The 24418-nt window shown below is 68.9% G+C and carries 27 protein-coding genes; 16 read left to right on the forward strand and 11 right to left on the reverse strand.

What is annotated here, in order from left to right:
- Window position 1: 1 nt before the first annotated feature.
- Together KAK06_RS16315 and bchF are read right to left on the reverse strand one after the other, a co-directional pair.
- Window positions 2-1276, reverse strand: coding sequence for a ferredoxin:protochlorophyllide reductase (ATP-dependent) subunit N (locus tag KAK06_RS16315; protein ID WP_210803199.1), 1275 nt, complete (start codon window positions 1274-1276; stop codon window positions 2-4).
- The gene (gene bchF, locus KAK06_RS16320; RefSeq protein WP_210803200.1) at window positions 1273-1782 is read right to left on the reverse strand and encodes a 2-vinyl bacteriochlorophyllide hydratase; all 510 of its coding nucleotides are present in this window, start codon (window positions 1780-1782) and stop codon (window positions 1273-1275) included. The genes KAK06_RS16315 and bchF overlap by 4 nt, the downstream gene beginning before the upstream one ends.
- 358 nt (window positions 1783-2140) lie before the next feature.
- On the opposite strand from bchF, the gene KAK06_RS24590 reads away from it, so the two are divergent.
- Window positions 2141-3013 carry a cobalamin B12-binding domain-containing protein gene (locus KAK06_RS24590; protein WP_210803201.1) on the forward strand — a complete coding sequence of 291 codons (873 nt, stop codon included), beginning with the start codon at window positions 2141-2143 and terminating at the stop codon, window positions 3011-3013.
- Window positions 3010-4476 (forward strand): transcriptional regulator PpsR, encoded by a 1467-nt coding sequence (gene ppsR / locus KAK06_RS16330; RefSeq protein WP_310741108.1) that lies wholly within the window; start codon window positions 3010-3012, stop codon window positions 4474-4476. Before KAK06_RS24590 ends, ppsR begins: the two co-directional genes overlap by 4 nt.
- Before the next feature lie 22 nt (window positions 4477-4498).
- Here the strand turns inward: ppsR and KAK06_RS16335 are convergent, their stop codons facing one another.
- Window positions 4499-4687, reverse strand: a complete 189-nt coding sequence (locus tag KAK06_RS16335; RefSeq protein ID WP_210803202.1) for a hypothetical protein — start codon at window positions 4685-4687, stop codon at window positions 4499-4501.
- Window positions 4688-4774: 87 nt separating this feature from the next.
- Between KAK06_RS16335 and chlG the strand changes: the two genes are divergently transcribed.
- The 5 genes from chlG to KAK06_RS16360 are packed head-to-tail and all read left to right on the forward strand — an operon-like array spanning window position 4775 to window position 8923.
- Window positions 4775-5659, forward strand: a complete 885-nt coding sequence (gene chlG / locus KAK06_RS16340) for a chlorophyll synthase ChlG (protein WP_210803203.1) — start codon at window positions 4775-4777, stop codon at window positions 5657-5659.
- Window positions 5660-5689: 30 nt separating this feature from the next.
- Window positions 5690-7027, forward strand: a complete 1338-nt coding sequence (locus KAK06_RS16345; protein ID WP_210803204.1) for a BCD family MFS transporter — start codon at window positions 5690-5692, stop codon at window positions 7025-7027.
- Window positions 7024-8199 carry a geranylgeranyl diphosphate reductase gene (locus KAK06_RS16350; RefSeq protein ID WP_210803205.1) on the forward strand — a complete coding sequence of 392 codons (1176 nt, stop codon included), beginning with the start codon at window positions 7024-7026 and terminating at the stop codon, window positions 8197-8199. The genes KAK06_RS16345 and KAK06_RS16350 overlap by 4 nt, the downstream gene beginning before the upstream one ends.
- A complete protein-coding gene (locus KAK06_RS16355) occupies window positions 8196-8678 on the forward strand; it encodes a TspO/MBR family protein (RefSeq protein WP_210803206.1) in 483 nt (160 codons plus the stop codon). The genes KAK06_RS16350 and KAK06_RS16355 overlap by 4 nt, the downstream gene beginning before the upstream one ends.
- Window positions 8678-8923, forward strand: coding sequence for a hypothetical protein (locus tag KAK06_RS16360; protein WP_210803207.1), 246 nt, complete (start codon window positions 8678-8680; stop codon window positions 8921-8923). The genes KAK06_RS16355 and KAK06_RS16360 overlap by 1 nt, the downstream gene beginning before the upstream one ends.
- A gap of 21 nt (window positions 8924-8944) precedes the next feature.
- On the opposite strand, the gene trpE is transcribed toward KAK06_RS16360, so the two are convergent.
- Window positions 8945-10420 (reverse strand): anthranilate synthase component I, encoded by a 1476-nt coding sequence (gene trpE / locus KAK06_RS16365; RefSeq protein WP_210803208.1) that lies wholly within the window; start codon window positions 10418-10420, stop codon window positions 8945-8947.
- Window positions 10421-10796: 376 nt separating this feature from the next.
- Between trpE and KAK06_RS16370 the strand changes: the two genes are divergently transcribed.
- The 3 genes from KAK06_RS16370 (at window position 10797) to KAK06_RS16380 (ending at window position 12997) form a co-directional block, all read left to right on the forward strand.
- Window positions 10797-11411 carry a chalcone isomerase family protein gene (locus KAK06_RS16370; RefSeq protein WP_210803209.1) on the forward strand — a complete coding sequence of 205 codons (615 nt, stop codon included), beginning with the start codon at window positions 10797-10799 and terminating at the stop codon, window positions 11409-11411.
- A 25-nt stretch (window positions 11412-11436) separates the two neighbouring features.
- The gene (gene glyA, locus KAK06_RS16375) at window positions 11437-12723 is read left to right on the forward strand and encodes a serine hydroxymethyltransferase (protein ID WP_210803210.1); all 1287 of its coding nucleotides are present in this window, start codon (window positions 11437-11439) and stop codon (window positions 12721-12723) included.
- Between the two features lie 64 nt (window positions 12724-12787).
- Entirely contained in the window at window positions 12788-12997 is a 210-nt protein-coding gene (locus KAK06_RS16380; RefSeq protein ID WP_210803211.1) for a hypothetical protein, read from the forward strand.
- Between the two features lie 234 nt (window positions 12998-13231).
- Here KAK06_RS16380 and KAK06_RS16385 read toward each other — a convergent pair whose 3' ends face one another.
- The 3 genes from KAK06_RS16385 to KAK06_RS16395 all read right to left on the reverse strand — a co-directional run bounded on the left by KAK06_RS16385 (window position 13232) and on the right by KAK06_RS16395 (window position 15078).
- Window positions 13232-14086 (reverse strand): TIR domain-containing protein, encoded by an 855-nt coding sequence (locus KAK06_RS16385; protein ID WP_210803212.1) that lies wholly within the window; start codon window positions 14084-14086, stop codon window positions 13232-13234.
- Window positions 14087-14197: 111 nt separating this feature from the next.
- Window positions 14198-14650, reverse strand: coding sequence for a hypothetical protein (locus KAK06_RS16390; protein WP_210803213.1), 453 nt, complete (start codon window positions 14648-14650; stop codon window positions 14198-14200).
- Entirely contained in the window at window positions 14647-15078 is a 432-nt protein-coding gene (locus KAK06_RS16395; protein WP_210803214.1) for a hypothetical protein, read from the reverse strand. Before KAK06_RS16395 ends, KAK06_RS16390 begins: the two co-directional genes overlap by 4 nt.
- A gap of 500 nt (window positions 15079-15578) precedes the next feature.
- Here KAK06_RS16395 and KAK06_RS16400 point away from each other — a divergent pair, with 500 nt between their 5' ends.
- The gene (locus KAK06_RS16400; protein WP_210803215.1) at window positions 15579-16061 is read left to right on the forward strand and encodes a hypothetical protein; all 483 of its coding nucleotides are present in this window, start codon (window positions 15579-15581) and stop codon (window positions 16059-16061) included.
- A gap of 137 nt (window positions 16062-16198) precedes the next feature.
- Window positions 16199-16693 carry a hypothetical protein gene (locus tag KAK06_RS16405; RefSeq protein ID WP_210803216.1) on the forward strand — a complete coding sequence of 165 codons (495 nt, stop codon included), beginning with the start codon at window positions 16199-16201 and terminating at the stop codon, window positions 16691-16693.
- 72 nt (window positions 16694-16765) lie between these two features.
- On the opposite strand, the gene KAK06_RS16410 is transcribed toward KAK06_RS16405, so the two are convergent.
- Both KAK06_RS16410 and KAK06_RS16415 read right to left on the reverse strand, forming a co-directional pair.
- Window positions 16766-18958, reverse strand: coding sequence for a malate synthase G (locus tag KAK06_RS16410; RefSeq protein WP_210803217.1), 2193 nt, complete (start codon window positions 18956-18958; stop codon window positions 16766-16768).
- Window positions 18959-18990: 32 nt separating this feature from the next.
- Window positions 18991-19677, reverse strand: coding sequence for a haloacid dehalogenase type II (locus KAK06_RS16415; RefSeq protein ID WP_210803218.1), 687 nt, complete (start codon window positions 19675-19677; stop codon window positions 18991-18993).
- 86 nt (window positions 19678-19763) lie between these two features.
- Here KAK06_RS16415 and KAK06_RS16420 point away from each other — a divergent pair, with 86 nt between their 5' ends.
- From KAK06_RS16420 to KAK06_RS16435, 4 genes are all read left to right on the forward strand, one after another.
- Complete coding sequence (locus KAK06_RS16420) at window positions 19764-20669, forward strand: LysR family transcriptional regulator (protein WP_210803219.1); 906 nt, start codon at window positions 19764-19766, stop codon at window positions 20667-20669.
- A gap of 83 nt (window positions 20670-20752) precedes the next feature.
- Entirely contained in the window at window positions 20753-21310 is a 558-nt protein-coding gene (locus KAK06_RS16425; protein ID WP_210803220.1) for an ECF-type sigma factor, read from the forward strand.
- A 121-nt stretch (window positions 21311-21431) separates the two neighbouring features.
- Window positions 21432-21863, forward strand: coding sequence for a hypothetical protein (locus KAK06_RS16430; RefSeq protein WP_210803221.1), 432 nt, complete (start codon window positions 21432-21434; stop codon window positions 21861-21863).
- An 87-nt stretch (window positions 21864-21950) separates the two neighbouring features.
- Window positions 21951-22394, forward strand: a complete 444-nt coding sequence (locus tag KAK06_RS16435; RefSeq protein ID WP_210803222.1) for a DUF2214 family protein — start codon at window positions 21951-21953, stop codon at window positions 22392-22394.
- 160 nt (window positions 22395-22554) lie between these two features.
- On the opposite strand, the gene KAK06_RS16440 is transcribed toward KAK06_RS16435, so the two are convergent.
- Together KAK06_RS16440 and KAK06_RS16445 are read right to left on the reverse strand one after the other, a co-directional pair.
- On the reverse strand, window positions 22555-22875 hold the full coding sequence (locus KAK06_RS16440) for a PsiF family protein (RefSeq protein WP_210803223.1): 321 nt from the start codon (window positions 22873-22875) through the stop codon (window positions 22555-22557).
- 166 nt (window positions 22876-23041) lie between these two features.
- Window positions 23042-24418 (reverse strand): serine/threonine-protein kinase, encoded by a 1377-nt coding sequence (locus tag KAK06_RS16445; RefSeq protein WP_310741109.1) that lies wholly within the window; start codon window positions 24416-24418, stop codon window positions 23042-23044.

Raw genomic sequence — 24418 nt, forward strand, 5'->3', positions numbered from 1 at the left:
GTCAGGCGGCCAGCCGCTGGCGGCGGTCCAGGGGGCGGGCGAACAGGCCGGCCAGGTCGCCGGCCTGCTCGTAGCCGTGCACGGGGGTGAAGACCAGCTCGATCGACCACTTGGTGGTCAGGCCCTCGGCCTCCAGCGGATTGGCCAGGCCCAGGCCGCAGACCACCAGGTCGGGCTGCGCGGCGCGGCAGCGGTCCAGCTGGCGGTCGACGTCCTGGCCCTCCGACAGCTGGGTGCCCGCGGGCAGCCAGGCCAGCTCGGGCGCCAGGTGCTGGCGGTGCAGGTAGGGCGTGCCCACCTCGACCAGTGCCATGCCCAGCTCGCGACTCAGGAAGCGCGCCAGCGGCACCTCCAGCTGCGAGTCGGGGAAGAAGAAGACGCGCTTGCCGGCCAGCAGCGGGCGGTGGCGTGCCAGCGCGGCCTGGGCGCGCTCGCGCGCTGGGCGGGTGACGCGCTCGACCACCTCGGGGCCGATGCCGAAGGCGGCGGCCGCGGCTTCGAGCCAGGCGGTGGTGCCTTCGATGCCGAACGGGAACGGCGCCGGCAGGTGGCGCGCGCCGCGCGCGGACAGTGCGCGGGCGGTGTCGGCCAGGAAGGGCTGGGCCAGCAGCAGCCGGGTCGACGGACCGACCGCCGGCAGCTCGCCACGGCGGCGTGCCGGCAGGAAATGCACGGCGGGGATGCCGATGGCGCTGAGCAGGCGGCTCAGCTGGTCCTCGACCACATCCGGCAGCGCGCCGGCCACCAGCAGCGAGGGCGGCGCATCGGCCGCGGCGCGCGGCAGCTCGGCCACCAGCGCCGCCAGGCAGGCGTCCTCGCCCTGGGTGAAGGTGGTCTCGATGCCGCTGCCGCTGTAGTTCAGCACGCGCACGCCGGGCGTGACGCGGCCGTTGAGCCGCTCGGCGGCGCGCGCCAGGTCGAGCTTGATGACCTCGGACGGGCAGGAACCCACCAGGAACAGCGTGCGGATGTCGGGGCGGCGCGCCAGCAGATCGGCCACCACGCGGTCGATCTCGTCGTGCGCGTCGGCCAGGCCGGCCAGGTCGCGCTCATCGAGGATGGCGGTGCCGAAGCGCGGCTCGGCAAAGATCATCACCCCCGCCGCCGACTGCAGCAGGTGGGCGCAGGTGCGCGAGCCCACCACCAGGAAGAAGGCGTCCTGCATCTTGCGGTGCAGCCAGACGATGCCGGTCAGGCCGCAGAAGACCTCGCGCTGGCCACGCTCGCGCAGCACCGACTCGGGCAGCAGCTGGAACACCGGGGCGGGACCGTTCATGACAGCCCCTTCGCCACAGCCAGCGTGGGCGACGCCTGCAGCCGCGCCAGGCGCAGCTTCCAGACGAACTGGCCGGCGTTGACCAGGTAGCTGGCATAGGCCGCCAGCGCCAGCAGCAGCAGGCCGCGTGTGCCCAGCCAGCCCTGCGACCAGGCCAGCAGGTAGGCGGTGTGCAGCGCCAGCACCAGCATGCTGAACACGTCTTCCCAGAAGAAGGGGCGCGCGAACAGCCAGACGCCGAAGACCTGTTTTTCCCAGATCGAGCCGGTGACCATGATCAGGTAGAGCACCGCGGTCTTCACGCCCACCGAGATCAGCGCGGCCGATTCGTGGGCACCGCTGTCGAGCGAGCGCAACACCAGCGCCAGGCTCACCAGGAACACGCCGAACTGCAGCGGCGCCAGCACGCCCTGCACCAGGGTCCAGGGCGAGGCGTCGCGGCGCAGACGCTCCTGGGGCGTGTACAGCGGGGCTGCGACGGGGGGGCGAAGGGGGGAGGGGCTCACGGCGGGCGGGGCAGGTGCATCGGGCCCGCAATGGGCAGGCGACCCAATCTAGATCGCCGCAGCAGCGGTGTCAATGATGATTGACGTTAATTTAAATTGACGCTACGGTTGCACCCGGGTCGGATCTCCCGGCGGGCAGCGGTACGCCTGCTTTGACATCCACCCTCAGGCGGCGTACAAGCTCGGTTGGAGCGTCGGCGCCTGATATGAACCGACACGACGGCAATCAGTGCAACGCAGCGCAGGGGCCCGCGGCCCCTCCCTCCCCGGGACTTCTGATCTAGGGGGATGGTCTACCGACAGAGCCCGACAATGCACCTGGGTCGCTGTGCCGAGCATCAGCGTTGAGGAGATGTGCATGGGTTCCTGGAACCGGGGTCACGCGCCGCCCCCCACCCGGCCGCCACTGGGGGACGACAGCTGTCTGGGTGTGCGGGCCGATGACCTGCTGTCAGCCCATTCGGCTGCCCTGCTCGACACGGTCGAGCACCAGATCATTCCGCGCCTGATGCTGCTGCATCGGCAGCACGACGCGCTGATGTCGTCGACGCTGCCGGGCAGCGGCATGACGCTGGATGGCCACGAGGTCGAACGATTCACCGAGCACGTGCTGCAGGGCTACGAGCAGGCCATGCAGCATGCGCTGTACCTGCTGGACCACGGTGTGCCTGCGCCCACGCTGTGCCTGGAGTTGCTGGCCCCGGCCGCGCGGCGGCTGGGCGATCTGTGGTCGGCCGACCAGTGCGACTTCACCCAGGTCACGATCGGCCTGGGCCGGCTGCAGGGCCTGTTGCGCAGCATCGCCGAGCGCCTGCCCGCCTCGCCGCAGGCCGCCCGCCCCACCCGCAGCGCGCTGTTCGCGCCGGCGCCGGGCGAGCAGCACACGCTGGGCCTGTCGATGGTGCGCGATTTCTTCCGCGCTTCGGGCTGGGATGTCTGCGCCGATGAACCCAAGGCCGAGGCCGGCCTGCTGTCGCTGGTGCGCAGCCACAGCTTCGATGTGATCGGCTTTTCCATCGGCAGCGATCGCCAGGCCGACAGCCTCAAGGCCTTGATCGCGCGGCTGCGCCAAGAAGCCCGTTACCCGCTGATCGTTCTCCTCGGTGGGCCGCTGGTATTATCCCGTCCCGAATTGGCACAGGCGCTGGGTGCAGACGCCGGTGCCACTGATGCCCGACAAGCCCTTTTTGTTGCTGACGCCCTGATGACCGCGCGGGATTCGAACCGGTGAGCACACGACGCCCGTTGACACGCGCCGGCAAAAGCTCCAAGCCCACCGCGGCCGTCGGACACACCTTCGACCAACCCGAACGCTCGCTGCAGGCGCTCGCGCCGGATGCGGCGGCGTCGCTGATCTGGACCGCCTCGGACATCGCGCTGATCGTTGACCACCAGGGCGTGGTCGAGGACGTCTCCACCAGTGTCAACGGCCTGCCCCACGACGTACCGGGCGGCTGGGTCGGCCGGCCCTGGGTGGATGTGGTCACCCCGGAGAGCCGCACCAAGGTCGAGTCGCTGCTCAGCGAGACCGGCAATCCGCAGTGGCGCCATGTGAACCACCCGCTGGGCCAGGGCGGCGATTTCCCGGTCATGTACCGCGCGATGCCGGTGGGCGAGCAAGGCCGCGTGCTGGCCTTGGGCCGCGACCTGCGCAGCGTGGCCAAGCTGCAGCAGCGCCTGGTCGACGCGCAACACGCGGTCGAGCGCGATTACCTGCGCCTGCGCAATGTCGAGGCGCGCTACCGCCTGCTGTTCGAGCGCGCCACCGACGCCATCCTGATCGTCGACGCCAGCGACCTGCGCGTGCTGGAAGCCAACCCGATGGCGCTGGAGCTGCTGGGCCAGCCCTCGCGCCGCCTGGTGGGCCAGGTGCTGGGCGTGGGCCTGCCCGACCGCGTGGTGCGCGAGCTCGATGCCCTGCTCGACCGCGTGCGCTCCAGTGGCCGCGGCGAGGACCAGCGCCTGCGCGTGACCACGCCACGCCGCCTGGACGTGGTGGTCAGCGCCAGCCTGTTCACGCAGGACGAGCGCACGATGATCCTGGTGCGCATGCGGCCGCTGCAGGCCGGCGGCGTCGAGGGCGCGCGCGAGCTGGCGCTGTCGCAGCTGGTGCAGGGCCTGCCGGACGGCTTTGTCGTCACCTCGCCCGACGGCCGCGTGCTGATGGCCAACAAGGCCTTCGTCGAGCTGGCCCAGATGACCCGCGAGGAGCACCTGATCGGCGAGTCGATCGAGCGCTGGCTGGGCCGCCCCGGTGTCGACCTCAACGTGATGCTGGCCGCGCTGCGCCAGCAGGGCACGCTGCGCCTGTTCAACACCGTGGTGCATGGCGAGCTGGGCGTGGACGCCGATGTCGAGATCTCCGCCGTCACCGCCCCCGAGGCCGAACCGCCCTGCGTGGCCTTCAACATCCGCCATGTCGGCCGTCGGCTGGGCCAGGAAGAAACCACCACCAAGGGCATGCCGCGCTCGGTCGAGCAGCTCACCCAGCTGGTCGGGCGCATGCCGCTGCGCGACCTGGTGCGCGAGTCCACCGACCTGATCGAGCAGCTGTGCATTGAAGCCGCGCTGCAGCTGACCCAGGGCAACCGGGCCTCGGCCGCCGAGATGCTGGGCCTGTCGCGCCAGAGCCTGTACGTGAAGCTGCGCCGCTACGGCATGGCCGAAGCCGGCGCCGACAGCGCCGCGCGCTGATCCGGCCCGGGCCGCCCGGCCCTCAGCCGTAGAACGAGCCTGGCGGCCGCGGCGCCGCAGCGCCCGACGGCACCCAGGGCAGCAGACGCTCCCACCACCGCACCTGTTCCCCCATCACCGACACCGGCGCGCGCCAGACCGCCGGGCCGGCGGGCGAGCGTCGCTGGGGCGGCAGGGCGCGCCACAGGCGCAGCGGGGCGGGGTGGTTCATCGTGATGGCTCGGTGCGGCTCCGGGACGGCGCCCTCACCCTGTAAATTACTCTTGACACCACAACGTGTCAATCAAAGAATGCAGACATGCCTGCTGCCAGCCGTCCCTCCCTGGCCACCGTGGCCGAGCTGCTCAAGCCGATCACCTGGTTCCCGCCGATGTGGGCCTTCGGCTGCGGCGTCGTGGCCTCGGGTCTGCCGCTGGACGGCCGCTGGGGCCTGGTGCTGCTGGGGGTGCTGCTGGCCGGGCCGCTGGTCTGTGCCACCAGCCAGGCGGTGAACGACTGGTTCGACCGCGAGGTCGACGCCATCAACGAGCCCCAACGCCCCATCCCCTCGGGCCGCATGCCCGGCCGCTGGGGCCTGTATGTGGCGTTGATCTGGACCGGGCTGTCGCTGCTGGCCGCGCTGCCGCTGGGCGACTGGGGCTTTGGGGCTGCGGTCATGGGCCTGGCGCTGGCCTGGGCCTACAGCGCGCCGCCACTGCGCCTGAAGCGCAATGGCTGGTGGGGCAATGCCGCCTGCGCGCTGTCGTACGAGGGCCTGGCCTGGGTCACCGGGGCCGCGGTGATGGCCTGGGGCACGATGCCGCACGGCCGCTCCGTCGCGCTGGCCCTGCTCTACAGCCTGGGCGCGCACGGCATCATGACGCTCAACGACTTCAAGTCCATTGAGGGCGACCGCGCCACCGGCATCGGCTCGCTGCCGGTGCGCCTGGGCGTGCGCGGTGCGGCGCGCGCCGCCTGCCTGACGATGCTGCTGCCGCAGGCCGTGGTGGTGGGCCTGCTGCTGCTGTGGCAGGCGCCCTGGCATGCAGCGGCAGTGGGCGGCCTGATCCTGGCGCAGGCGCGGATGATGCAGCGCTTCCTGGCCAATCCCCGCGCCCAGGCCACCTGGTACAGCGGCTTTGGCGTGCCGCTGTTCGTGCTGGGCATGCTGGTCAGCGCGTTCGCGCTGCGCGGCCTGGTGTGAGCGCCCGGCACGCATGAAAGGACTCCCGCGATGAACCCCTTCTTCGGCTGGCCCCAGGTGGCCCGGCTCGGTCTGGTGCAGGCCGCGCTGGGCGCGATCGTGGTGCTGACCACCTCCACGCTGAACCGCGTGATGGTGGTGGAGCTGGCCCTGCCCGCGCTGCTGCCGGGCCTGCTGGTGGCGCTGCACCACGCGGTGCAGATCACCCGCCCGCGCATGGGCCATGGCAGCGATGTGGGCGGGCGCCGCACGCCCTGGATCATCGGCGGCATGCTGGTGCTGGCGCTGGGTGGCGTGCTGGCCGCGCTGGCCACGGCCTGGATGGGCACCGAGCCCGGGCCGGGCGCGGCGCTGGCGGCGCTGGGCTTTGTGCTGATCGGCCTGGGCGTCAGCGCGTGCGGCACCGCCTTGCTGACCTTGCTGGCCAAGCGGGTGGCGCCGGCGCGCCGTGCCGGCGCGGCCACCGTGGTCTGGCTGATGATGATCGTCGGCTTTGCCGTCACGGCCGGCGTCACCGGCCGGCTGCTCGACCCCTACAGCCCCGCACGCCTGGTGCAGGTGACCAGCGGCGTGGCGCTGCTGGCGGTGTTGATCACGGTGCTGGCGCTGTGGGGCCTGGAGGGCCACGCCGCGCCCCGCACCGAACCCGACGCGGCCCAGCCCGACGCGCAGGCCTTTCGCAACGCGCTGCGTGAGGTCTGGGCCGACGACGACGCGCGCCGCTTCTCGGTCTTCGTCTTCCTGTCGATGCTGGCGTATGCGGCGCAAGACCTGGTGCTGGAGCCCTTTGCCGGCCAGGTGCTGGGCTACACGCCGGGCCAGACCACCAGCCTGGCGGGCCTGCAGCACGGCGGCGTGCTGGTGGGCATGCTGGCCGCGGCCTTCGCCGGCAGCCAGTGGCGCGGCCTGCGCCTGGGCAGCCTGCGCGGCTGGACGGTGGGTGGCTGCATCGCCTCGGCCCTGGCCATGGCCGGCCTGGTGATGGCGGCGCTGGTCGGGCCCGAGTGGCCGTTCCGCCTGAATGTGTGGCTGCTGGGGGCGGCCAATGGGGCGTTCTCGATCGCCGCGATCGGCTCGATGATGCACCTGGCGGGCGCCCAGGGCGGCGGCCGCGAGGGCGTGCGCATGGGCCTGTTCGGTGCCGCGCAGGGCATCGCCTTCGGCCTGGGCGGTCTGGTCGGCACCGGCGCCAGCGACCTGGCGCGCTGGGTCTTCGGGCAGCCGGGCAGCGCCTACGCCAGCGTCTTCGCGCTGGAGGCGGCGATGTTCGTGGCCGCCGCCGGCATCGCTGCCGGACGGCGCCGCGCCCGTGCCGCGCCCGCGCCAACGGCCTTGCCCGGCGCCACCACCGCGCAGGTGCCGCGATGAACGCGCCGCGCCCGCTGGATCTGGTGGTGGTGGGCGGCGGCCCGGCCGGTGCCACCGCGGCCCATGAGGCCGCGCGCGCCGGAAAGCGCGTGCTGCTCATCGACCGCGCCGGCCGCATCAAGCCCTGCGGCGGCGCGATCCCGCCGCGCCTGATGCGCGACTTCGACATCCCCGAATCGCTGCTGGTGGCCAAGGCGCGCTGCGCGCGCATGGTGGCCCCCTCGAACCAGCATGTCGACATCCCGATCGAGAACGGCTATGTGGGCCTGGTCGACCGCGAGCACTTCGACGAATGGCTTCGCCAGCGCGCCGAGGCCGCGGGTGCCGAGCGCTGCACCGCCCGCTTCGAGAGCCTGGGCCGCGACGGCGACGGCGTGCGCGTGGTGCACGCGCGCAGTGCCAGTGGCGCCGACCTGCGTTTTCGCACCCGCTGCGTGATCGGTGCCGACGGCGCCAACTCGGCGGTGGCGCGCGGCACGGTGCCGGGCTGGGACCGCGGTCGCTTCGTCTTCGCGTACCACGAGATCATCGACACGCCGCCGGGCGTCGACCCCGAGCGCTGTGACGTGATCTACCGCGGCAGCCTGTCGCCCGATTTCTACGCCTGGATCTTCCCGCACGGCCGCACGATGAGCGTGGGCACCGGCAGTGCCGAGCAGGGTTTCTCGCTGCGCGCTGCGGTGGGCCGGCTGCGCGAGGCCAGCGGCCTGGCCGCGGCCGCCACCCTGCGCCGCGAGGGCGCGCCGCTGCCGCTCAAGCCGCTGCCGCGCTGGGACGACGGCCAGGACGTGCTGCTGGCCGGCGACGCCGCTGGCGTGGTGGCGCCAGCCTCAGGCGAGGGCATCTACTACGCGATGCTGGGCGGGCGCCTGGCGGCCGAGGCGGCGCTGGCCTTCCTGGCCAGTGGCGACGTGCGCGACCTGCGCCAGGCGCGCGCGCGCTTCCTGCGCGAGCACGGCCGGGTGTTCTGGGTGCTGGGGGCGATGCAGTGGTTCTGGTACCGCAACGACCGCCTGCGCGAGCGCTTCGTCAGCATCTGCCGCGACCGCGACGTGCAGCAACTCACCTTTGACGCCTACATGAACAAGCGCCTGGTGCGCGCCAAGCCCATGGCGCATCTGCGCATCTTTGCCAAGGACGTGGCGCACCTGCTGGGTCTGGCGCGCGTATGAGTCCTGTCACCCGCGCGCGGCTGGCCGCCGCCGCCGCTGCGCTGGCTGTGGCCGCGCTGGGCGGGCTGTCCACCGACATCGGCCCCTGGTACGCCAGCCTGCAGCGCCCGCCCTGGCAGCCGCCCGACGCCTGGTTCGGCCCGGTCTGGACGCTGATCTACGCGCTGTGCGCGCTGTCTGCCGCCGAGGTCTGGCAAGCCAGCAGCACCCGCGCGCAGCGCCTGAACCTGCTGCTGGCCTGGAGCCTGAACGCCTGCCTGAACGTGGGGTGGAGCCTGCTGTTCTTCCGCCTGCGCCGGCCCGACTGGGCGCTGGCCGAGGTGGGCTGGCTGTGGGCCTCGATCGCGCTGCTGGTGGTGATCAGCTGGCCGCGCTCGCGCCGGGCGGCGCTGCTGCTGCTGCCCTACCTGGCCTGGGTGGCTTTTGCCGCCACCCTCAACCGCGCGGTGGTGGATCTGAATCCGCCGTTCGGCCCGTGATGCCCGCCCTGCCCGCGCTCTGGCTGCCCTGGCTGCTCAACCTCATCCTGGTGCTGATGGCCGCTGAGGCCGCGTGGCTGCTGTGGCGCTCACCCGCGCCGCCTCAGCGCCTGCGCTCGGTGCTGGCCGGCGCCGGTCTGGTGCTGGCCTGGCGACTGCACGAAGCCGGTGCCGCGCCGCTGGTGGTGGCGGCCTGCCTGGGCGCCGCCGGGCTGTCGCACCTGCGCGCCTGGTGGTGGCGCTGAGCGCACCACCGCGCCCGGCAATCAGAAGCCTTCTTCGACCAGCTCCGCCGCGCGGATCACCGCGCGCGCCTTGGCCTCGGTTTCCTTCCATTCCAGCTCGGGCACCGAGTCGGCCACCACGCCGGCGCCGGCCTGCACGTACAGCGTGTTGTCCTTGACGATGCCGGTGCGGATGGCGATGGCCACGTCCATGTCGCCGGCAAAGCTGAGGTAGCCGCAGGCACCGCCGTAGATGCCGCGCTGCGAGATCTCCAGCTCGTCGATGATCTCCATCGCATGGATCTTCGGTGCGCCGCTGAGCGTGCCGGCCGGGAAGCTGGCCTTGAGCACATCCAGCGCGCTCAGGCCCGGCTGCAGCAGGCCTTCGACGTTGCTGACGATGTGCATCACGTGCGAATAGCGCTCGATGCCGAAGGCCTCGGTGACCTTGACGCTGCCGGTCTGGGCGATGCGGCCCACGTCGTTGCGCGCCAGGTCGATCAGCATCACATGCTCGGCGCGCTCCTTCATGTCGGCCAGCAGATCAGCCTCGAGCTGGCGGTCCTGCTCGGGCGTGGCGCCGCGCGGGCGGGTGCCGGCGATCGGACGAATGGTGACCACCTGGCCTTCGGGCCGCGCTTCCTGCCGCACCAGGATCTCGGGGCTGGCGCCGACGATCTGGAAGTCGCCCATGTCGTAGTAGTACATGTAGGGGCTGGGGTTCAGCGAGCGCAGCGCGCGGTACAGCGACAGCGGGCTCTCGGTGTAGCGCTTCTTCAGGCGCTGGCCGATGACGATTTGCATGCAGTCACCCGCGGCGATGTACTCCTTGGCCTTGAGCACCGCGCGCTCGAAATCGGCCTTGGCGAACTCGCGCTCCACCGCGTGGCTGGCGCCGCGTTTCACCTGGGGTGCGGTGACGCTGTAGCGCAGCTTGTCGCTCAGCTCGGCCAGGCGCTTCTTGCCCTTGAAGTAGGCCTCGGGCTGCGACGGATCGGCCCAGACGATCAGGTACAGCCGGCCCGAGAGGTTGTCGATGACCGCCAGCTCCTCGGTCTGCAGCAGCAGGATGTCGGGCGTGCCGATGCCGCCGGGCTTCTTCACGCCGGCCAGCTTCTTCTCGATGTAGCGCACGGTCTCGTAGCCGAAGTAGCCGGCCAGGCCGCCGCAAAAGCGCGGCAGTCCCGGGCGCAGCGCCGGCTTGAAGCGCTGCTGGTACTGGGCCACGAAGTCCAGCGGGTTGCCCTCATGGCGCTCGACCACGGCGCCGTCGGTGACCACCTCGGTCACGCCGTCGGTGGCGCGCAGCAGGGTGCGGGCCGGCAGGCCGATGAAGCTGTAGCGGCCGAAGCGCTCGCCGCCCACGACGGATTCGAGCAGGAAGCTGTGCTTGTGGCCGCCGGCCAGTTTCAGGTACAGCGACAGCGGGGTTTCGAGGTCGGCAAAGGCCTCGGCGATCAGCGCGATGCGGTTGTAGCCCTCGTCGGCCAGGCTCTTGAATTCGAGTTCGGTGATCACGGGTCGGGTCCTTGACGGGGCCCGGCCGGCTGCGCAGGCGGCAGCAGGTAACGGCTCGGGCAGAGGTGTCGGGGGCGGCGGCGTGCGGGGCCGCGGCAGGAAACCGGCGCGCTGGCGGGCCCGGTCACGGGCGCTCAGGCAGGCGGCAAAGGATCAGGCCAGCCAGCGACGCCAGGGCCAGGCTCCCCGGTCGATCGACGACGCCATCCATGTGCGCGAGGTGAACATGCGCCCGAGTGTAGCGCAGCGACTCCCAGGGTCTCTTGCGTTCCCCCGGTTTACAGGCCGCCCGGCATTGGCGACACTCGCGCCCGCTGCAGGCCGACCGGGCCCGCGGCCACCACAGAGCACCGGCAGTACCCGAGGAGTGCCCACCATGAGACGTCGTTCGATGCTGCCCGCCCTGGCGGCGGCGCTGGCCCTGTCCCCCTGGAGCGTCCGCGCGGCCGATCCGCCGCCGGTGGAGCTCGCCGGCGTGCGCTACGACGCCTTCGAGACCGTGGCCGGCAGCCGGCTGCAGCTCAACGGCGCGGGCATCCGCTACAAGGCCATCTTCAAGGTCTACACCGCCGGCCTGTACCTGGGCCGGCCGGCCACCACGCCAGAGGCGGTCTACACCACGCCCGGCCCGCGCCGCCTGCACATCGTGATGCTGCGCGAGATCGACGCCAACGAGCTGGGCAAGCTCTTCACCCAGGGCATGGAGAAGAACGCCTCGCGCCAGGAGTTCGCCAAGTCCATCCCGGGCACGCTGAAGCTGGCCGAGCTGTTCGCCCGCAAGAAGAAGCTGGCGGCCGGCGATTCCTTCAGCGTCGACTTCCTGCCCGGCCAGGGCACGGTGGTGGTGGTCAACGGCAAGCCCGAGATCGAGCCGATCAAGGAGCCCGAGTTCTTCAACGTGCTGATGAGCATCTGGCTGGGCCAGGCGCCGGCCGATGCGGGCCTGAAGGACGCCCTGCTGGGCTTGAAGGGCCGCGCTTTCGGCGCCTGAGGCCCATCCCCCGGAGCACCCCGCCATGCCGCCCGCCCTCCTGCCCGACGGCTACTTCAGCGCCGGGGTCGAGCAGACCGATCCGCTGATCGCCCAGGCCATCGCCCGCGAGAAGACCCGCACCCGCGATGTGATCGAGCTGATCGCCTCGGAGAACATCGTCAGCCGGGCGGTGCTGGAGGTGCAGGGCTCGATCCTGACCAACAAGACCGTCGAGGGCTATCCCGGCAAGCGCTACCACGCGGGCGGCGTGAACGTCGACGTCATCGAGCAGGCGGCCATCGACCGCGCCTGCCAGCTCTTCGGCTGTCGCTTTGCCAATGTGCAGCCGCATTCGGGCAGCCAGGCCAACCATGCGGTGCTGCATGCCGTGGCCCGGCCCGGCGAGACCATCCTGTCGATGAACCTGAACGCCGGCGGCCACCTCAGCCACGGCGCCGACGCGAACGCCAGCAGCCAGTGGTTCCGCATCGTCAGTTATGGCGTGCGCGCCAACGACGGCCTGATCGACTACGACGAGGTCATCGCGCTGGCGCGCCAGCACCGGCCCAGGCTGCTGATCGCCGGGGGCTCGGCCTACCCGCGGGCGCTGGATTTCGCGGCGCTGCGGCGCGCCGCCGACGCCGGTGGGGCCAAGCTGCTGGTGGACATGGCGCACTTCGCGGGCCTGGTGGCGGGCGGCGCGCACGAGAGTCCCTTCCCCCACGCCGACATCGTCACGACCACCACCTACAAGTCGCTGCGCGGTCCACGCGGGGCGATCATCCTGTGGAACGACGAGGCCCTGCGCAAGCCGATCAACAACGCGGTGTTCCCCGGCCTGCAGGGCACGCCCTCGCTGCACATCGTCGCCGGCAAGGCGGTGGCGCTGGGCGAGGCGCTGCAGCCCTCATTCGCCCACTACGCCCAGGCCGTGCTGGCGAATGCGCGCGCGCTGGCGCGGCGGCTGCAGCAGCACGGCTTCGATCTGGTGGGCGGCGGCACCGACACGCCGCTGATGCTGGTGGACCTGCGCGCCCAGGGCCTGACCGGCGCACCCGCCGCCCAGAGCCTGGAGCGCGCCGGCATCATCGCCAACATGAACCCCATCCCCTCGGACGCGGCCGATCTGAAGGTGATGTCGGGGCTGCGCTTCGGCCTGTCGGGCGCGACCACGCGGGGCCTGGGGCAGGCGCAGGTCGAGCAGGTCGGCGACCTGATCGCCGAGGTGCTGGAGGGCCTGCGCAGCCGATCCGACGACCAGGCAGCGACCGAGTCGCGGGTGCGCGCCGCCGTGCGGGATATCGTGGCGCCGTTTCCGACCTACGGCTGAGCGGGCTGCTGCTGCCGCCTTCCTGACCCTGCTGCTGCCGCTGGCGGGCCTGCCGGCCGCCGTGATGATGGCCCTGGCAATCCACGGCCGCGGCGTCAAGGAGGCCCAGGCCGGCGCCAGCCTGATGGTGCTGGCCGTGTCGCTGATCCCGCTGCTGCAGCTGCTCAGCACCCTCGGCGAACTGGCCTGCCAGCTGTTGCTGCCAGTGAGGCTCAGAGCACGCTGTTGGGCCGCGTGCTGGGCGCCGAGGTCATGGACGCGGTGGAAGTGCTGATGCCCCGGCGCTGATGTGTAACGTGCTGACGGTGGGGGTGCTGGGCTTGGTGGTCAGGCAGATGGGGAGGGTGGTCGCGCCGTGAGCACAAGATGATGTCGTGTTACGCATCAGACCACCCAGCACTTCAGGCAGTTCCTTCGGAGTAACTTTGGTCCGTCCGGAAGCATGGACCATATTGGCCTCCGCGTTGAACGGCCTGTCAGGCCTTGATGGCACACCCTCAAAACCTTCCTAAAAGGGAATATCTAGCGCAATCGTCAGACTCTTTATGCGCTCATCAAGACTTGCCATTAATTTGGTCATTTGAGCCGAGTATTTTGGAAATGTCTTTGCAGGTTTGATTTTTGGAGTTATTAGGTTCGCTGTTAGCCTCAAGTACGCCTGTAAACAGTTGAGTTGATCCAATACTACAGCCTGCTCTGCTTTTTCAGTTACCCTCAGTGTATTGTAGCCATAATCTATTGCATTCTGTAGCAATACAAGCCAGTGATTGACCGACCCGTCATCTACTGGAGGGGCGGGGTTAAAGGATATGGATCGAACGATGCTCAATGTTTCCTCGACCATATCCTGGAGGCTTCGAGGGGCCGGAGTTAGGTCCGGTGATTTTGAGCTAAGGATGCTTTGAATGTTATCGTCGAGCTCGTTCCAGCATCGATCAAAGGCTCTCTCCAATTGCACCTCGGTTAATGGAGTGGCAGTCTCAGCGTTCACCACCTTCATAAACTTGAACACCTCGTCTCTTGAGTATGGCGTGGCTTGGAATTGCAGCAATGGCCCAGCCAATTGCGCTGAATCTACCCCGAAGAGCAGAGGGCAGACCTTTCCATTTCGACTATCCTTCGATACTGCACCCGCCTCAAATAACAGCCAAGGCGCCGTGAGATTTTCGGCAGTAAGGCAGAATAGACCAAACTGGCTATTGTGCAGATTCTCCGCAATCTCTGTTGCCCAGCGTTGGCCTTTTGCCACATCATCAGGGGTGAAGTATGGTCGCACCGACTGAATTACTTCTGGCAACCAATTTCTGAATGCCTCGCCAATTTGTCTGCTTTTTTCGCCCGACCAAGAGATAAATATTTTCATGGTTTGTGGTGTGAGTATTTTGAGATGGAGCGCCACTTCTAATTTTGGGCCTGACGTTCGAGGTGACGTGCAAATTGCAGCTTGCTGAAATTCTTCGCCTCGACTGAGGTGTCATGCCCCTGTTTCGACACCGATGACAACAGACACATTGCGGAATTGATTCTTCGCCAATGTGTTCCCCATGACGTAGAGTGCACTCTCGTCGGAGTAAATGTTCAATCCGAAGGGTCGAAGATCCAATTTCTGCACATTGAGTACCGTTTCGTTTCCGCGTAGGGCGCTAAGCACAACTCCCTGCGGTGTGCGGACAACGATTCTCTTTGGGAATGCCTCAACCTTGACGTCAGGATGCGATGAGAAGTTGTCCTTAACTAGTGGATACCAGCGCGAACCCGTTCTGTCTGCTGGTATGGAAAGCCAGACACGTGGAGTAGCCCCGTTGCCGATGAGCAAAGGGACGTTGCCGCCCACCGTGGCGAGCGCCTTCACGTTCTCAAGCATGTTCGAGCCGATGCGCACCCTAGTGAACGGCTCGTATTGCGATGGCAGGTCGAGGGGCGTCATTGTAAATCCGGGTTCGCAGTGAGGTGTACCCGGCGAAGCTTATTAATTGTGAAGTGGCCGTCGATAACTTCTTCGAGTTTGAACCGATCACTATCTTCCTGCGAGTGGACGAACTTAATAACGAGCGAGGCAAGCACGCCGGCTGCAATTGCCCAGAGTTCCCACGATTCAATCGTGGGAGCCTTCTTGTCAAGAAGCGCCGAAAGAGCCTTGCCCGCGATCGATATGACAACACCCGCAGTCGCGCCGGCGCACAGGGTGAACCAAAATTCAGAGGACGTACGTCGACGAAGCACGGCGAATTCGAACTTCGTTAGTTCGTAGGGCTTCTCGGCGATGTAGCGCTCTGGTTCGGCATCGATCGCACCACGCAGCATCAGTGGTGAGTCAAACCGTTCGCCTTCAATCACACGGTGAGAATCGGACATGACTCGGCAAGTTTAGCGGCGCGTCCCGCCGAAAGGGGCAAAACGTCTTGTCATAGGGCGCAGCATCCTGCGATCGCTGATCGCTTCCGTTTTATCACTTAGCGGTCATCCGTCGAGCGGCCGTTGTCGCACATGACTCTTTCCTCGCGAACTGCATCCCCATGCAGTTCATTCTTCCCGGAAAACCGGATGTCTGTTGCAGCTGATTGTGGCGGCGCTAAGCGGCTCTTGCCAAGGGGTGGCGATCCATGAATGACGTCTTCGCATCGCGAGGAGCCAGCCTGCCAAAAGACATCGCGATCGCCCCCAATCGCCTGGCTCTCTCTCGAGTCCTAAGCTTGACCGCCGCGCCAGACGGCTCCGCCCACGCGGTAGCGCCATCGCCCCCAATGGCACCTGCAAATTTGGGGGCACGGTGGATCACCCCGCTGGCCCCATGTCCGGATCCGCGCTCCCATCGCGTTCTCTGAGGTATCCACCCACTTCTTGAGGAGTCCGCCATGTCCCGCCGCACCCTGATCGCCGCCGCCCTGCTCGCCCTGGCTGCGCTGCCCACCGCCCAGGCGGCGGTGCGCTGCACCGACTTCCTCGCCTTCCCCGACAACTTCCCGCTGATGGAGAAGTTCAAGCTCAACAAGTTCAAGTTCCAGGATCGCAGCGGCGGCTTCGCGCCTTTCGTCAACGTGTTCAGCGACCTGATCGGCCAGCCGGTGCACGGCATGCAGTTTGACCCGCGCGGTCTGCGCATCACGCTGCCCGGTCCGTCGCTGGCCGTGGAGCTGCGCATCGGCGCGTTTGCCGGCGCGGGTCTGCAGATCGAGGCGCTGGACGCCGCGGGCGGCGTGCAGGACGTGTTGATCCTGCCCAGCGACGACATCATGCACACGGTGACGCTGAGCGCCGTGTCCGCGCCGATCACGATGGTGCAGGTCAAGGGCGGCGCCAACGAGGGCGTGGTCAACGGCGTCTGCGCCATGCGCTGAGCCCGGCTGCCCCCCGCCCAGGCGCCCTGCGGGGCGCCTGTGTCTTTTCGGGCTGTGGCGCTGGCCGCCGCGTGTCCGGATCGGCGCTCGGATCACGTTCTCTGAGGTATCACCCACCCACGCATGAGGAGATGCCGATGATCCGCCCCGCCCTGCTCGCCGCCACGCTGCTGGCCCTGTCCGCGCTGGCGCCTGCCCAGGCCGCCACCCGCTGCGCCAACGTGGACGCCGTCGACGCTGGCACCGTGATGCCCGACAAGTTCAGGATCAAGGGCTTTCGCTTCAAGGACCGCAGCGGCGGCGTCGCCCCGACGGTGCGCGACCTCACGGCCGTCAACGGCCAGGTGCTGCATGGCTTCAGCTTCGACCCGCGCGGGCTGGTGATCACGATGCCCGAGTCGCATGTGGCCGGCATGCGGGTGCGGATGCGCCTGCTGCTGTCGCCCACCGAGGTGGTGCGGGTGCGCGCGCTCAACGATGCCGGCCAGACGCTGAGCAGCGAGCTGGTCAACAACGAGAACGTCTTCGACGTGATCCTGGTGCCGCCCGCCACCGAGCGCATCGCCAGCGTGGTGCTGGACGGTGGCGAGGGCCAGGGCGTGCTGGGCTCGACCTGCTCGGTCGCCCCCTGACGGCCTGGGCCATCGCCCAAGCACAACGGCGCCCCGCAGGGCGCCGTTGTCGTGCTCAGGTCGCCGCCGTGATCAGGCGCCGGCCTTCACCTTCAGGCGCCAGGCGTGCAGCAGCGGCTCGGTGTAGCCGCTGGGCTGGGCCACGCCCTTGAAGACCAGGTCGCAGGCGGCCTGGTAGGCGGCGCCCTTGGCGTTCTTGGCCATCGGCGTGTAGGCGCTGTCGCCCTTGTTCTGCTGGTCCACCACCTTGGCCATGCGCTTGAGCGTGGCCTTGACCTGGTCCTTGGTGACCACGCCGTGCAGCAGCCAGTTGGCCATGTGCTGGCTGGAGATGCGCAGCGTGGCGCGGTCTTCCATCAGGCCCACGTTGTGGATGTCGGGCACCTTGGAGCAGCCCACGCCCTGGTCCACCCAGCGCACCACGTAGCCCAGGATGCCCTGGGCGTTGTTGTCCAGCTCCTGCTGCTTCTCGGCATCGCTCCACTTGGCCTTCTTCACCACGGGGATGGTCAGCAGGCCGGTGAGGATCTCTTCGCGCACCGCATCGACATCGGTCTTTTCCAGCTCCTTCTGCACCTTGAACACGTCCACCTGGTGGTAGTGCAGCGCGTGCAGTGTGGCGGCGGTGGGGCTGGGCACCCAGGCGGTGTTGGCGCCGGCCTTGGGGTGGCCGATCTTCTGCTGCAGCATCGCGGCCATCAGGTCGGGCATGGCCCACATGCCCTTGCCGATCTGCGCCTTGCCGCGCAGGCCGCACTCCAGGCCCACCAGCACGTTGGAGCGCTCATAGGCCTGGATCCAGGCGCTGGTCTTCATGTCGCCCTTGCGCATCATCGCTCCGGCGCGCATGGCGGTGTGCATCTCGTCGCCGGTGCGGTCCAGGAAGCCGGTGTTGATGAAGGCCACGCGGTCGGCGGCGGCGGCAATGCAGGCCTTGAGGTTGACGCTGGTGCGGCGCTCCTCGTCCATGATGCCCAGCTTGACGGTGGCCTTGGGCAGGCCCAGCAGCTGCTCCACGCGGGTGAACAGCTCGCAGGCAAAGGCCACTTCGGCCGGGCCGTGCATCTTGGGCTTGACGATGTAGACCGAGCCCTTGCGGCTGTTGCGGATACCGGCGGTGGCGTTGCCCTTCAGGTCATGCAGCGCGATGGTCGTGGTGATGACCGCGTCCATGATGCCCTCGGGGATCTCCTTGGCGCCGTCGCCCCACAGGATGGCCGGGTTGGTCATCAGGTGACCCACATTGCGCACGAACAGCAGGCTGCGGCCGTGCAGGGCCACGTCCTCGCCGCGCGGGCCGGTGTAGAGGCGGTCGGGGTTCAGGCCGCGGGTGAAGGTCTTGCCGCCCTTGCTGACTTCCTCGGTCAGCGTGCCCTTCAAGATGCCCAGCCAGTTGCCGTAGGCCAGCACCTTGTCCTGCGCGTCGACCACGGCCACCGAGTCTTCCAGGTCCAGGATCGTCGACAGCGCCGACTCCAGCACCAGGTCGCAGACACCGGCCGCGTCGCTGGCGCCAATGGTGGTGCTGCGGTCGATGCGCAGGTCCATGTGCAGGCCGTGGTGGCTCAGCAGCACGGCGCTGGGCTCGCCCATCTCGCCCTGGAAGCCGACGAACTGGGCCGGGTTCTTCAGGCCGACGGTGCTGCCGTTCTTCAGGGTCACGGCCAGCTGGTTGTCGACCACGCGGTAGGCGGTGGACTCGAGGTGCGAGCCCTTCTTCAGCGGCACGCAGCGGTCCAGCACGTGGCGGGCGTATTCGATGACCTTGGCGCCGCGCACCGGGTTGTAGCCGGGGCCCTTGGTCGCACCGTCGGTCTCGGGCAGCGCGTCGGTGCCGTACAGCGCGTCGTACAGGCTGCCCCAGCGGGCGTTGGCGGCGTTCAGCGCGTAGCGGGCGTTGGTGATGGGCACCACCAGCTGCGGGCCGGCCTGCAGGGCCAGCTCGGCGTCGACGTTCCTGGTGGTGGCCTTGACCTTGGCGGGCACCGGCACCAGGTAGCCGATCTTCTCCAGGAAGGCGCGGTACTTGCCCATGTTCTTGATCGGGCCGGGGTGCTTGGTGTGCCAGGCGTCCAGCTCGGCCTGCAGGCGGTCGCGCTCGGCCAGCAGGGCGGCGTTCTTCGGCGCCAGGTCGGCGACGATCTGGTCGAAGCCCTGCCAGAAGGCGGCGGCGTCGACGCCGGTGCCGGGGAGCACCTGCTCCTCGATGAAGCGGTGCAGCTCGGTGGCCACTTGCAGGCCGTGGACGGTGGTGCGTGCGGTCATGTCAAACCTCGTCGGAGAAGAAAAGTGGCGAATCAGGGAAACAGGGTCAGCACATCGCGCAGCGTGCTGCCCGTGTGGTGGGGGGCGGTGCCCAGACGCTCCAGCGGCGCACCGCTGCGGTTGACCCACAGCGTGGTGAAGCCGAACCAGGTGGCGCCGATCGCGTCCCAGCCATTGCTGGAGACGAACAGCAGCTCGCGCGCCGGCCCGCCCAGCGCGTCCACGCCCACCTGGTAGGCGGCGGGGTCGGTCTTGTAGCGGCGCGTGGGGTGCACGCTCAGCACATGGTCGAGCAGGCCGCCCAGGCCGGCGCCCTTGACGGTGACGGCCAGCATCTCGGGGTCGCCGTTGCTGAGGATGCCGGTGGGGATTCCGCGCGCCTTCAGGGCCTGCAGCACGCCGTGGTTCTCGGGGAAGACCGACAGGTGGCGGTAGGCATTGAGCAGGCGCAGCTCGGCCTCGGGCGACAGCATCAGGCCCAGCTTCTCGGCCGAGAACAGCAGGGCCTCGCGGGTGATCTCCCAGAACGGGCGGTAGTGCTGCGGGCCGCTCATCGACACCAGGCGGGTGTATTCGATCTGCTTGTCGCGCCACAGCTGGGCCAGCGCGTCGCCGCGGCCGGGGAAGAGCTGGCCAGCCTCCAGCGCCACGCTGTAGACATCGAACAGCGTGCCGTAGGCGTCGAACAGCACGGCGCGGGGCGGGGGCCTCTTCTCCATGCTCGCAATTTATTCGATACTTGGCCAGCGATTAATACCCTGAAAAGTCATGGATTCATGACTTGAACGCAAAAGTCAGCCCACCCATGCCCCGCCTCAAGCAGATCGAAACCTTCGTCGCCGTGGCCACCAAGGGCAGCCTGACGGCCGCCGCGCTGGCCGAGGGCGTGGCCCCGGCGGTGATCGGCCGGCGCATGGACGCGCTGGAAGAGCGCTTGGGCGTGAAGCTGCTGCTGCGCACCACGCGGCGTGTCACGCTCACCCACGAGGGCAGCGCCTTTCTGGAAGATTGCCAGCGCCTGGTGGTGGACTTCAACAATGCCGAGGCCAGCGTATCCGCGGGTGGCGTGAAAGCCAGTGGTCACTTACGAGTGACCGCGCCGGCCGGTTTCGGGCGCCGCCACGTGGCGCCGCTGGTGCCGGCCTTCCTGGCCCAGCACCCCGAGGTGAGCCTGTCGCTGAACCTGTCGGACCGGGTGGTGGACATCGTCAACGAGGGCTTCGACTGCGCGGTGCGGGTGGGCGATCTGCCCGACTCCAGCCTGGTGGGCGTGCGCCTGGCCGACAACCGCCGCCTGTGCGTGGCCACGCCCGAGTACCTGCGCGTGGCCGGCACGCCGCAGCATCCGTCCGAGCTGGGCCGCCACCAGTGCCTGACGCTCAGCTCCGACGCCAGCCAGACCCGCGGCTGGGCCTTCCAGGTGGATGGCACCGTCACCCACCTGCGCCCCGGCGGCCGGCTCGATTGCAGCGACGGCCAGGTGCTGCACGCCTGGTGCCTGCAGGGCCTGGGCATCGCCTGGCGCAGCACCTGGGAGGTGCAGGCCGACATCGACGCCGGTCGCCTGCTCAGCGTGCTGGACGACTTCGCCGCGCCGCCCAACGGCATCTACGCGGTGTTCGCCAGCGCCCGCCACCTGCCGCTGCGGGTGCGGCTGTGGATCGACTTCATCAAGCACAGCTACGGCGACCCCGGTTACTGGAGCCGCTGAGGCTGCTGACTGTCCCGTGTTCACGGGAATGGACAGCGTGCCCATTACAGCGTTCAATGCGCCGTCGCCAGTTCGGAAACCGCATGAACGATTCCACACCGAACGCCGCGCCGACCAACGGGCCTGAGGGGGCGCGCGGCGTGGACGAGCTGTTCGAAACCGCTTACCAGGACCTGCGCCGCATGGCGCGCGCCCGGCTGCACGGGGCCGGCCCGTCGCGCATGCTCGACACCACGGCGCTGGTCCACGAGTCCTACCTGCGCCTGGCCGGCAAGGACGCAGGCTTCCCGGACCGCGCCCGCTTCATGGCCTATGCCGGCCGCGTGATGCGCTCGGTCATCATCGACCTGGTGCGCGAGCGCCAGGCCGAGCGCCGCGGCGGGGACCTGGCCCAGGTCACGCTGTCCACCCAGTTGGGCGAGAACCTGCCGGCGGCCAGCGGCGAGGAGCAGATCCTGCGCGTCAATGAGGCGCTGGACGAGCTGTCCAAGCTCGACCCGCGCATGGCCCGGGTGGTGGAAATGCGCTATTTCGGTGGCCTGACCGAGCCCGAGATCGCCGCCGCGCTGGACGTCAACGAGCGCACCGTGCGCCGCGACTGGCAGCAGGCCCGGCTGTTCCTGGCTGACGCGCTGCGCTGAGGCCCCCTAGGCTTGGGGGGAGGCAGGGCGTCCGGATTGGAGCCCGCCAGCCCGTCTTCTGAAGTGTCGGGAGTCGATTGTTCTCCGACGCCGTACCCCACCACACTTCAGGAGCTTCATCATGACCGTTTCGCGCAGCCTCACCGCCCGTCTCATTGCCGCCGCTCTGGCGCTGGGCATCGCCGGCCCCAGCCTGGCCGGCGTCTGCCAGGACATCACCTTCACCGTCAAGAACGACCACTACACGGGTGACGAGATCAAGATCAAGAAGGTCAAGTACCGCGACACCACCGCCGCCAGCAACAACACCGAGGACGTGATCGACATCACCTGCCAGCACGGCAACACCTGCACCACGCTGGGCGATGACCTGGGCTCGGTGGTGGAAGGCCGGCTGGGCCACGACCTGAGCAACATCCAGTTCTACTACTCGTACCGCGAGGCCGACGGCCAGTGGAGCCTGCCGCTGTGGAGCAAGAAGTTCAAGCCCACCGACAAGGAGTGCACCAACGGCCGCAACTACGGCACCTCGGCCTGGGTGATCACCGGCTGATCCCGCGCGCCCGCACCCGTTGGATTCGCTTCTTCGCCTGGCGGCCCCGTGCTGCCGGGCGTTTTTCATGGCGGCGACAATCGCGCCATGTTCACCGAGGCCCTGATCGCCTATGTCCACCTGGCCGCGGTGCTGGCCATGGTGGTGTTCTCCACCAGCCAGGCCGCACTGCTGCGCCCTGAATGGCTCAATGCCGCGGTGCTGCAGCGCCTGCGGGTGGTGGATCGCATCTACCTGGGCTGCCTGGCCGCCCTGCTGCTGAGCGGGCTGCTGCGCATGACGCTGGGCATCAAGGGCCTGGCCTGGTACGGCGCGCAACCGCTGCTGTGGGCCAAGCTGCTGGGCCTGGCCTTGCTGGCCTGGGCCGCCGTGGCCCCGCACCGCGCCTACACCCGTTGGGCCACCACCACCACCCTGCCCAGCGCCGACGAGGTGACCCGCGTGCGCCGCCAGGTGATGCGCGCCTCGCACGCGATGCTGCTGATCCCCCTGCTCGCCGTGCTGCTGGCCCGCGGCCTGCTCACCACCTGACCCCCGACATCACCCAACAGAAACGACAAAGCCCGGCCAGAGACCGGGCTTCGATAGATCCAGGCAGGACCCCAATCCAGGTCCATGCGCGGATCCGGCTTTGCCGGTCCGCTGCATGAGCCCCCTTGGGGGGCAGCGACCGGCAGGGAGCGTGGGGGCCTTATTTACCCAGGCACTCCTTCATGAAGGCCTTGCGCTCATCGCCCTTGAGCGCCTTGGTCTTGGCGTCGGCGTTGCAGGTCTTCATCTTCTCTTGCTGGGCGGCGCGGCCGTCCTTGCGGGCCTTCAGGCATTCGGCCAGGAAGGCCTTGCGCTCGTCGCCCTTCTTGTCGCCGGCTTGCTGGTGGCACTGGCTCATCTTGTTGCGCTGCGCGGTCTGCGCGGCCGACGGGCCGGAGGCGGGGGCGGCCGGGGCGGCGGTCTGGGCGGCCGCGGTGAAGGCGCAGGCGGCCAGCGCGATGGCGGTGAACAAATGCTTCATGGGGTCCTTCCTAGCAGGATGTGCGGGAGCGTGGGTGGTGAACCGGTCCGCAGCCACAGGGGCCGGGGTACCTGGGTTCACAACGCAGGTTGCGCCTGCTTGGTGGACAACACAAGCCCCCGACAGGGGGATGCGTTGAATGCGCCGCCCGCGTGTCGGTGCCGGGCTACAGGATGCGGCGCGGATGCGCCATCGCCTCGTGCGCGGCGTGCAGCCGGCGCACCAGCACCTTGATGAAGGCGCCATCAAAGCGGTGGCGGGTCTCGGTGCTCAGCTCGGCCAGCGTATCCGGTGTGAACGAGATCGTCGTGCAGGGTTCGCTGACGATCACGTCGGCGGCGTGGCGGCGCAGCTCGGGGCTGGGCGCCAGGTAGGCCATCTCGCCCACCGAGGTGCCGGCGCCCAGGCGTGCCACGCGCTGGCCTTCGCGGAAGACCTCGACCTCGCCCTGGGCGATGATGTAGAACTGCCGGCCCTGCTGGCCGCGCTTGTAGATGCGGTGGCCGTAGTGGAAGCGCTGCCAGCGCGCGCGCCGCACCACCTCCCACAGCTGCACGTCGCCAAAATCCGCAAAGAACTCCAGCCCGCGCAGCAGGTTGAAGCGCTCCGAGTCCATCACCTGCTGCAGCCGGCCGCGCGGCACCTGGTGGTTGACGATCAGCGCCGAGAGTTGCTGCGCAAAGATCTGCCAGTTGGCCGGCCGGTCCTCGCGCGACTTGGCCAGCGCGCCGCAGATCACCTGCGAGAGCTCCTCGCCCACACCGGCGCGGCAGCCGGTCAGCGGCTCGGGCGAGGCATGGCAGATCAGGTTGAGCAGCGCACCTTGCGATTCAGCCTCGAAGGGCGGCCGGCCCGCCACCAGGTGGTAGAGCACCGCGCCCAGCGAGTAGATGTCGGCGCGACAGTCCAGCGTGGCGCCGTCCAGCTGCTCGGGCGACATGTAGGCCAGCGAGCCCACGCGGTGGACCTGGGTGCGGTCACTGGTCAGGTTCAGCGCGCTGCCGAAGTCGGTGAGCTTGACGTCGGTCAGCTCACCGGCCTCCTCGACGGTCAGGATGTTGGCCGGCTTGACGTCGCGGTGGATCAGGCCCTGGCGCCACACATAGTCCAGCGCCATCGCGCATTTGAAGCCGATTTCCACCACCTGCTCCAGCGGCAGCAGGCGGTCGGGGGCGCAGTGACCGCGCAGCGTGTCGCCGGCCACATACTCCATCACCAGGTAGGCACGGCCGTCGGCGTCCTCCACCGCGTCGTACAGCTGCACCACGTTGGGATGGTTCAGACGGCCAACCAGCGCGGCCTCGGCGGCGAAGAAGTGCGCCGCGAAATGCTGCTCGGCGGCGCTGCGGCCGGCCAGCGCCAGCGTGCGCTTGATGGCCACCTCGCGCTGGTGGAACTCGTCCCAGGCCAGGAACACCTCGCTGGTGGCGCCCTCGCCCAGCTTCTTGATCACCTTGTACTTGCCGATCATCCGCAGCGCCCCCTCCCGGGCCTGGGGCACGGTGGAGTCCAGATGGCGGGAGAGGTCGGAGAGGTCGGACAC

Origin of the sequence: Ideonella aquatica (genome assembly GCF_018069755.1) — a bacterium.
In the GTDB taxonomy this organism is placed as follows: domain Bacteria; phylum Pseudomonadota; class Gammaproteobacteria; order Burkholderiales; family Burkholderiaceae_C; genus Ideonella; species Ideonella aquatica.